Here is a 7,525-nt window from a genome sequence, read left to right on the forward strand (position 1 = left end):
TTTCTCTAATATAGATTTATTGTTAATTGTCCCTTGTTTTCTTGTTAATTGTCCCTTGTTTTCCCTTGTTTTCCTTGTTTCCTTGTTTTTTCTTTTTTTCCCAATTCCATCTTGTATGTGCTAGACTATTCTTATCCAATTGGATTTCCTCCTTTGTTTGGTTGTGGTCGGCAAACCTACTTCCATTTTAACAAAGGAGGTTATTTTTTCTGCTCATAGCTATAAGCTTTTTGGAACCACCCGCATAGCAGGTGGTTTTCTTTATACAACTAAGAAAACTAGCCGCTTAGCCGGTAGTTTTGATTGTAATACAAATATACGATACTGTAAATATATACAAGTATTTTGGAGTTTTTCTATTTTATTCTTTTCTTTAAAATAAAAAATTATAAATTTTTTTACAAAATACGTCAAAAAAACTTTATTACTTAGAGTTCTTTTTTGCATGACTATATCCTTCTATTTCATATTTTTCTGATAAATTTTTCATCACTTCATCATACCATGGACATTTTGATCTTACACAAGTAGAAAGATGAATCACATCTACTCCCCTTTGAACCATTCTTTCTGCTCTTTCTAAAAACTGATTAACTACTTGATTACCACATCCATTACAATGAACAAAGCTAATGATTCTCGCTCCTTCTCCCTTATATCTTTCAAAAGATCCTGTCTCATTATATAAAGCTTTAAAACATCCTGAAGAAGAGCATCTTTTGGATACATTGTAACAATTAATTATTCCTATATTTTTCATAAAAATCCTCCTATATATTAACTGATTTTTTATAATTATATAAGGTTTTTTGAAAAATTTCTGTGATTTTTATCACCTTACTCTATAGAGTTTTGAAAAAATGTATTTTCATTATGTATAATTATATAGTTAAAACATCTTCAATATAATTTTCATCTGTTTTTAGTTTTAGGACATTTATCACAAACGATATACTTATTTAATAAATTCATCTATTCAATTTTAATTTACTCTATTATCTATGCATAATAAACAAAAGCATCAATTTGCATTTTGCAAATTGATGCTTTTGTTACATATCCCTTGCTGCTACTAGATCTACTCCTGTTCCTAAAATATCTTTTATAATTACATCCCCTACATGAATAGGAGCTGTAACTTCTATAGAATCTATAAGCTTCATACATTCAAATATTTTATCCTTTGGAATAGCCTCTTTTGTTTTTACTGGTAGTCTATTTAAATTTCCATTCTTTATTTTTACAGTAGTCGTTACTACTCTTGTAGGAGCTGTAAGCTCTTTTACAGCATATTCTTGTCCTCTTTTGCATTTATTTCCTTCTACTGTATATTCCTCTCCTTGTTTATTTACTTCTAAATGACATCCCATAGGACAGACAATACAAATCATTTCTTTTTTCATCTATAACTCCTCCTTTTTCAGTGAAATTGTCAATACTCCATCTTGAGATAAATCACTTTTTGAAAGAGTAATAGACTCCATCTCTCCAGGAGCCAAATGCTTTTTCTTGATTCTTTTTATTTCTTTATTTCCTATAGAGACTACCATGTCCATATTTTTATAAACACCATCTACTCTCATGAATAAATCTAGCTTTTCTTCTATATTTTCAAGTCTTATTTCATGAGGAACAATATATCGAATTCCTTGTCCTGGATTTGTATCTATTATTTTTCCTTGTTTTTTTAATTGATTTTTAATATATTTTGCAGCATTTTTTCCTGCTCTTTTACTTTCTCCTGTAACAAAATCTACTAAATCATGAACATGTACTACATTTCCACAAGCAAATATTCCTTCTATATTAGTTTCCATAGCTTCATTGACAATAGGCCCTGATGTAATAGGATCTATTTTGATTCCTGCATTTTTAGATAATTCATTTTCTGGAATTAAGCCTACAGATAAAAGAAGTGTATCACACTCAAAATTCTTTTCTGTACCAGGAATAGGTCTTCTCTTTTCATCTACCTTTGCAATAACTACTTCCTCTACTCGATCTTTTCCTTTGATATCTATAACTGTATGACTAAGAAGAAGTGGAATATTGTAATCATCTAAACATTGTACTATATTTCGTGTAAGTCCTCCGGAATAAGGCATAAGCTCTGCTACAGCTAAAACTTCAGCCCCTTCTAGAGTAAGTCTTCTTGCCATAATAAGACCTATATCTCCAGATCCTAATATAACTACTTTTTTTCCTACCATATATCCTTCCATGTTTACAAATCTTTGAGCAGTTCCTGCTGTAAATACTCCTGCTGGACGAGTTCCTCCGATATTTACAGCACCCCTTGTTCTTTCCCTACATCCCATAGCAAGAACAATAGCTTTTCCTTGAAGTACCATCAATCCATCTTTTTCATTGATTACATGAATAATTTTTTCTTCATTTACATCTAACACCATGGTGTCTAATTTGTATTCTATATTCATATCCTTTAATTTATGAATAAATCTTTGAGCATACTCAGGACCTGTCAATTCTTCTTTGAAAATATGAAGTCCAAAACCATTATGAATACATTGCTGTAATATTCCACCTAGTTCTCTATCTCTTTCTATGACTAAAATGCTATCTACTCCATTTTCTTTTGCTTCTATGGCTGCTGCAAGTCCTGCAGGCCCTCCTCCGATCACTACAACATCATACTTTAGCATGTCATCACTCCTTATCCTCCTAGTTTTTGGTGGGTTCTGTTAGAATATAAGATTTTTTGCTATCCTTAGTCACATCTGTTATTTTGATATTAAGCTCTCTTGCCAAAATCTCCATAACTCTTGGTCCACAAAATCCACCTTGACATCTTCCCATACCAGGTCTTGCTCTTCTTTTGATTGCATCTACTGTTGTTGCTCCTGCATTTCTATGAATAACATCTACAATTTCCCCTTCTGTAATCATTTCACATCTACAGATTATTTTTCCGTATCTAGGGTCTTTTTTAATGATTTCTTCTTTTGCTTCATTACTTAATTCCATAAAACGAATAAATGGTTTTCTAACAGGATTAAAATCTTTATTTTCTGTTATATCTGTTATACCTTTTAAAATTTTTACTACATATTTTGCGATAGCCGGAGAAGCTGAGAGCCCTGGTGACTCTATTCCTGCCACATTAATAAACCCTTTAGCATCTTTTGATTCTTCTATAATAAAATCTCCAGTGCTTGGTACTGCTCTAAGTCCTGAAAAACTTGTAATAGTTTCATGAAAAGGTATGTTTTTAGAAGTTTTCCTTGCCGTTTCTCTTATAAATGCAATTCTTTCATTCGTCGTAGATTTATTTTCTCTATCATCTAAATCCTCAGCATCAGGCCCTACTAATAAATTTCCATGAACTGTAGGAGCTACTACTACACCTTTTCCTAATTTATTTGGAGCTTGAAAAATGGTATGATTTACAAAATTTCCTGCACTCTTATCAAGTATATTATATTGACCTCTTCTTGGATGAATTCCAAATGTTTTAGACCCTACCATTTCATTAATTTTATCTGCATGTACTCCTGTACAATTGATTACATACTTGGTTTTTAAAGTTTCCTTTCCCATATAAATCTCATATTCATCATCTATTTTATTTATATTAGTAACTTTACTATCTAATTTGAGTTTTACTCCATTATCTACTGCATTTTCAGCCAACGCCACAGCTAATTCCCACGGACTTACAATTCCAGCTGTAGGAGCATATAAAGCACCCTTAATTTCTTCATTGATATTAGGTTCTATCTTTAAAACTTCTTCTTTAGAAAGAATCTTTAGATTAGGGATTTTATTCTGTATCCCTCTTTCATAAAGTTCTTTTATACTTTCTATATCTTCTTCATCAAATGCAAGAACTAAAGAACCTATTCTTTTAAATGGAACATCTAACTCTTTACAGACCTGATCAAATAACGGATTTCCCATAGAATTTAATTTGGCTTTAAGTGTATTTGGTGTGGCATCATAACCTGCATGAACCAAGGCACTATTTGCCTTTGTAGTTTCATTTGCAACATCTGTATCCCTCTCAATAAGTGCTATTTTTAAGTCATATCTAGATAATTCCCTTGCAATAAATGTACCTGTAATACCTGCTCCAATCACGGCTACATCATACATATGTTTTCCTCCCTTTTATAATAAAAGCCACACAAAGATACCCTTTACTTCTAAAGGTATTTTGTGTGGCTCTCTTATTCTCAGCCTTATATTCTCTTTAAGTGTATTATAACACCATTTTCATGCTTTGTAAAATCTAATCTTCTTCCCATTGTAAAGCTCTTTGTACTGCTTTTTTCCATGCTTTGTATTTTATTTCCTTTGTTTCTTCATCCATATTTGGTGTAAACATTCTATCTTCATTCCATCTTTTTGCAATTTCATCTTTGTTCTTCCAAAATCCTACTGCAAGTCCTGCTAAATATGCAGCCCCTAATGCAGTTGTTTCAATAACTTTTGGTCTATTTACTGGTACTCCTAAAAGATCTGATTGAAATTGCATTAAGAAATTATTTGCAACAGCTCCACCATCTACCTTTAATGCTTTTAAATCAATTCCTGAATCTTCTTGCATAGCTTCTAACACATCTCTTGTTTGATATGCAATAGATTCAAGTGTAGCACGAATAATATGGTTTCTATTCGCACCTCTTGTAAGCCCTACAATGGTACCTCTTGCATACATATCCCAATAAGGTGCCCCTAATCCTACAAAAGCAGGAACTACATAAACTCTATTTGAATCATTTACCTTTGTAGCAAAATACTCACTATCTGCTGCATCATTAATAAGTCTTAGTTCATCCCTAAGCCATTGAATAGATGCTCCTCCTACAAATATACTTCCTTCGAGCGCATATTCTACTTTTTTATCTACTCCCCAAGCAATAGTAGTCAAAAGTCCATTTTTAGAAAATATTTTATCCTCTCCTGTATTCATGAGCATAAAACATCCTGTTCCATAAGTATTCTTTGCCATTCCAGCAGTAAAGCATGCTTGCCCAAATAAAGCTGCTTGTTGATCTCCTGCTGCTCCTGATATAGGAATTTGTGCTCCTCCAAATGTTCTTTCATCTGTATATCCATAGACCTCACTAGAAGGTTTTACCTCTGGAAGCATACTCATAGGGATATCTAATTCCTTTAAGATCTTTTCATCCCACTTTAAGTCTTTTATATTATAAAGCATTGTTCTTGATGCATTAGAATAATCTGTTACATGTACTTTTCCACGTGTCAAATTCCATATAATCCATGTATCCATAGTTCCAAATAAAAGCTCTCCATTTTTTGCTTTTTCATGAGCTCCTTCTACATGATCTAAAATCCATTTTATTTTTGTACCAGAAAAATAAGCATCAATAACAAGCCCAGTATTTTCTCTTATATAATCTTCTAATCCTCTTTGTTTAAGTTCATCACAAATCCCTGCTGTTTGACGAGACTGCCAAACAATAGCATTATAAATAGGTCTTCCTGTGTTTTTATCCCACACTACAGTAGTTTCTCTTTGATTGGTAATTCCAATAGCTGCAATCTCATTTGGTCTAATACCTGTAATTTCTAATACTTCTCTTGCTACTCCACTTTGTGTTCCCCATATTTCCATTGGATCATGTTCAACCCATCCAGCTTTTGGATAAATTTGAGTGAATTCTTTTTGAGATACTTTTACAATCTCTCCATCATGATTAAATAAAATCGCTCTAGAACTTGTAGTTCCTTGATCTAATGCCATTACATATTTTTTCATATTCGTTCCCCCTCTGTATTTTTAAACACCAAAGAATGTAGCATAAAAAGCTGCTCCAAGTATTCCTCCTATGACTGGTCCTACTACTGGAATCCAAGCATATCCCCAATCAGAATCCCTTTTTCCTTCTATTGGAAGTATAAAATGAGCAATTCTAGGTCCTAAATCTCTTGCCGGATTGATAGCATATCCAGTAGGACCCCCTAAAGAAAGACCTATTGCTATAATTAAAGCTCCTACGATTAATGTATTTACTCCATCTGCAAAAACATTTGCACCTATCGCTAAAATTCCTAATACCAATATAAATGTTCCTATAATTTCACTGATTAAATTTCCAAGAGTATGTCTAATAGCTGGAGCTGTACAAAATATAGCAAGCTTTCCATCTGCATCCTCTGTTTCTTTCCAATGAGGAAGATAATGAAGCCAGACAATTACCCCTCCTAAAATTCCACCAATCATTTGAGCTACAATATAAGATGGCACCATACTCCACGGAAATTGTCCAATAGATGCAAGGCCTATTGTAAGTGCTGGATTTAAATGAGCCCCACTAAATCTCCCAACAGCATACGCTGCCATTGCAACACCTAACCCCCAACCTACTGTAATAACAATCCATCCGCTATTTTGTGCTTTTGATTTATTAAGTACTACTCCCCCTACTACTCCATCACCAAAAATAATTAATAACATAGTTCCTATAAGTTCACCTAAAAATGCTGACATAATACCCCTCCCATAATCATATTATTTTTTCTCCTACAATTAAAACGTTTTCCATTTTCCAAGCATCCTCTCCTTCTTTTAAATAATAAAAGCCATGTAAATCAAACCTATCTTCATAGGTTTAACTACACGGCTCTCCTTTTACTCTGCCATTTATTATATAACTGTACTATAACACCATAAAAAATTATAACACTTATATAGTATTTTGTAAATGTTTGTCACTTACATATGCCATACTTCTTCCTTACTTGTAGAAATCCCAACTGCACCTGCCTTTAAACTCTCAATCACATCTTCCTTATCACTAATGAGTCCTCCTCCAATTACCGGAATATGAGTATCTTCATAAACTTTTTTAATCACCTTAGGCATAATACCTGGCATAATTTCTACTGCATCAGGTCGAGTAGATTGAATAGAACTGATTCCTGTATGAAGTGATAAAGAATCTAACATAAAAAGTCTTTGGATTGTGAATATATTCATATTCTTAGCTTTTTTAACTAAGCTGCTTTTCGTAGTAATAATTCCATCTGGTTGTAAGTTTTCGTGTATATATTTAAGAGCCATAGAATCTTTCGAAAATCCTTCCATTAAATCAATATGTACATAAATATCCATATCATTTTCTTTAACTTTGTGAATAATTTCTTTGAGATTGAAAATATTTCCACAGAGTAAAAAAATAATTTCGCAAGGAGATTGTATAGCTAAATCTAATTTTTCCATGCTGTTTACAGCTGCAATGATAGGATTGATCCCTATTTTATTATAAAATTGATTTTTCATATTTTTCCTCCTTAGCTATAATATATTCTCTTCTCTTTTTGAATATTCCTTTTAAACTTAAGTGGCTCTTCCTTTTTTCTCAAACCCTTTTATTTTTTTCATTATATCATTCAATAGATATGGTGTAAACGAATATGCTATTTTTATACAATAAAAAACCACAATGAATTCAATCATTGTGGTTTTTTAACCAGCGACGACCTACTCTCCCAGGGCGCTACCGCCCAAGTACCATCAGCGCTGAAGAGCTTAACT

7 protein-coding genes and 1 rRNA gene are annotated in these 7,525 nt (G+C 32.5%); all 8 read right to left on the reverse strand.

Translation table 11 applies throughout. The annotated features are described in order from the left end of the window. Positions 1-424: 424 nt before the first annotated feature. A complete protein-coding gene (locus tag EK368_RS03970; protein WP_129596648.1) occupies positions 425-760 on the reverse strand; it encodes a CGGC domain-containing protein in 336 nt (111 codons plus the stop codon). Positions 761-1,052: 292 nt separating this feature from the next. Further along, positions 1,053-1,403, reverse strand: a complete 351-nt coding sequence (locus EK368_RS03975) for a DUF1667 domain-containing protein (protein ID WP_129596650.1) — start codon at positions 1,401-1,403, stop codon at positions 1,053-1,055. Next, on the reverse strand, positions 1,404-2,663 hold the full coding sequence (locus tag EK368_RS03980; RefSeq protein ID WP_129596651.1) for an NAD(P)/FAD-dependent oxidoreductase: 1,260 nt from the start codon (positions 2,661-2,663) through the stop codon (positions 1,404-1,406). Positions 2,664-2,682: 19 nt separating this feature from the next. Further along, positions 2,683-4,113 (reverse strand): NAD(P)/FAD-dependent oxidoreductase, encoded by a 1,431-nt coding sequence (locus EK368_RS03985; protein WP_129596653.1) that lies wholly within the window; start codon positions 4,111-4,113, stop codon positions 2,683-2,685. A 136-nt stretch (positions 4,114-4,249) separates the two neighbouring features. Beyond that, entirely contained in the window at positions 4,250-5,746 is a 1,497-nt protein-coding gene (gene glpK, locus EK368_RS03990; RefSeq protein ID WP_129596655.1) for a glycerol kinase GlpK, read from the reverse strand. 21 nt (positions 5,747-5,767) lie between these two features. After that, on the reverse strand, positions 5,768-6,478 hold the full coding sequence (locus EK368_RS03995; protein ID WP_129596657.1) for an MIP/aquaporin family protein: 711 nt from the start codon (positions 6,476-6,478) through the stop codon (positions 5,768-5,770). 225 nt (positions 6,479-6,703) lie between these two features. Continuing rightward, a complete protein-coding gene (locus EK368_RS04000) occupies positions 6,704-7,270 on the reverse strand; it encodes a glycerol-3-phosphate responsive antiterminator (protein WP_129596658.1) in 567 nt (188 codons plus the stop codon). A gap of 188 nt (positions 7,271-7,458) precedes the next feature. Next, positions 7,459-7,525 (reverse strand): 5S ribosomal RNA (rrf, locus tag EK368_RS15345); the annotation flags it as partial.

It is taken from the genome of Anaerophilus nitritigenes, from assembly GCF_004138215.1.
GTDB lineage: Bacteria > Bacillota > Clostridia > Peptostreptococcales > Thermotaleaceae > Anaerophilus > Anaerophilus nitritogenes.